Genomic DNA, 2,109 nt, shown 5'->3' with positions numbered 1-2,109 from the left:
CCACAAGACCGCATACCTGGATCGGCATCACAAGCAACGTAGACAGCAGGAAGCGGTCGGAGCAAGCGTTGATCCGGTCGGAAAAACTGGCAGCAATCGGCCGCCTTTCTTCCACCATTGCGCACGAACTCAATAATCCGCTGGCGGCGCTGACGAACCTGATTTATCTCGCGCTGTCTGATCCGGCCTTGTCGGAAGAGTCTCGCGAATACCTTGCAGTAGCGCACACCCAGATCAGACGCTTGAGCACGGTTGCGAGACATCTCCCGACGCAGCGGGCGTTCGCTCAGGGAGGCCCCGCCGATCTTCACGAGATTGCGAAGGAGGCCGTCGATTTATTCGCAGCGCGGTGCGCATCCAAGGGGTGCCAGATCAGGATGGTTGAGAAGAGCCCGGCGAGGACCAGCGCTCCAAAAGAAGATGTAACCCAGATCCTGATCAACCTCCTGAATAACTCCTGCGATGCCGTAGGAGAAGGTATGGGAGAGATCGTGGTCGAGGTCTGTTCTCAGGGAGAGGTTGCCTGTATCCGGATTCTGGACAACGGGCCGGGCATCCCGGCCGAGGTTTCCACAATGACCCCCCCCCGCTGCACTTTCTCTACCGGGATGCCCAGCAACACAGCGTTAGGAGAATTGCTCTAACACGACGGAAATGGCGCCTGGACCTTTTGCCAGCCAGCCAGGCTGGATCCTCTGCGGAAAGCATTATTTCTGGCGGGTCAGGTCCTTCAACCTTTCTATGAGCGCCAGCGGATGCACGGGTTTGGCCAGCAATGGAAACTCGTAACCGTTGTCACGAGCGTCATCGAGGAGATCCGTGATTCCTGCTTGCCCGGAAAAAAGCACAATCGTTGTGGCGGGAAGCATCTTGGAGATAACGAGCGCGAGTTCGATGCCATTCATCTCCGGCATCTTGACATCGGTAAGAAGGCAGTCCGGCTCAAAGGATCGAGCTGTCTCCACAGCCTGCCATCCGCCGTATACCGGCTTTGCGTCGAAACCGGCTCCGCGAAGAATTGCCGCGGTCGTATCGGCCAGAAGTTTCTCGTCATCGACTACCAGAACCCGAATCCTTGCCGGCGAAGATCCTTTTTGATCCGATTTCGACAGGCTAAAAACAGAGAGAGCAGGCTCTGAACCGTCTGCCAGACGGACGACTGGTTGCAAATATCGCTCTATAGCATGCCGGTTAGCTATCACGCTGAGCACCATTGGGTTTCGTTGTTGTCCCTTCAAAACTGCCAAATGGCAGGTAGATTGTTACCGTTGTTCCGCTGTCGCCTCGCTCCGTACTGCTGGAGATGGAGATCTGGCCATGATGACGTTGGACAAGCTGGTTCGCTACCCATAGACCAATACCGGTTCCGAGGTTTCCCTTCGTGGTAAAGAACGGTTCAAAGACCTTGTCGAGATGCTCGCGGGGAATACCACTGCCCGTATCCCGGACTGTGATTTGAACTCCATTACGATCTACCTTCTTGGTCGGTGCAACCGTAATCGACATGGAGCCGCCGAGGGGCATCGCGTCCATTGCATTAGAAATGACATTTGACAACACCTGAATCATCTCTCCGGGCCGGACCTTAATCTTTCTCAGATCGTTGAACGTCGTTTCCAGCACAATGTTGTGCGCCTGGAGCCGGGTCCGGTAGACCGAGAGGACATTCTGGACCAGATCGTGGAGGTGGACCTCGCAGGGCGATGCGTTATCGCGGTAATAACCGAGTGTCTGCCTCGCAATGTGAGAGACGCGTTCAAGCTCGCTCTCGGCTGTGCCGAGATACTCCTGGATCTCCGCTCTGGAAGCACTGCTCTGGCGGGCAAGGAAGATAAGGTTCAACACCGAGGCGAGCGGGTTATTGATCTCGTGGGCGATGGCTGCCGCCATGCGGCCCGTAGCCGCAAGTTTTTCGGCCTGGACCAGTAAAAATTCCATCTTCTTGCGTTCAGAGATATCGCGGGCAATCTTGGAGGCCCCAATCACTTTACCTGCGTCATTGCGGATGGGCGAGATGGTGATGGAGACTTGGCGCAGATCGCCGTTCTTGCTGAGACGAGTGGTCTCGTAATGCTCTACCTTCTCGCCGGCGTGTAACTTCTCCAGGAT

The 2,109-nt window shown here is 56.0% G+C and carries 3 protein-coding genes; 1 reads left to right on the top strand and 2 read right to left on the bottom strand.

Features of this window, described 5'->3' with window-relative positions; genetic code table 11:
- Positions 1-644 (top strand): sensor histidine kinase (locus AB4043_RS25115; RefSeq protein ID WP_442308475.1); only part of this gene is annotated, 644 nt, incomplete at its 5' end.
- A gap of 63 nt (positions 645-707) precedes the next feature.
- Here AB4043_RS25115 and AB4043_RS25110 read toward each other — a convergent pair.
- Positions 708-1,169: a response regulator gene (locus AB4043_RS25110; RefSeq protein WP_442301893.1), complete on the bottom strand. Its 462-nt coding sequence runs from the start codon at positions 1,167-1,169 to the stop codon at positions 708-710.
- Positions 1,170-1,191: 22 nt separating this feature from the next.
- Positions 1,192-2,109, bottom strand: a 918-nt coding sequence (locus AB4043_RS25105; RefSeq protein WP_442308474.1) for a two-component system sensor histidine kinase NtrB, incomplete at its 5' end; no start/stop codon positions are given.

Origin of the sequence: Terriglobus sp. YAF25, from assembly GCF_052113305.1 — a bacterium.
Lineage (GTDB): Bacteria > Acidobacteriota > Terriglobia > Terriglobales > Acidobacteriaceae > Terriglobus.
Note: the sequence above shows the minus strand (reverse complement) of the source record. Positions and strands in the feature narration are given on the sequence as shown.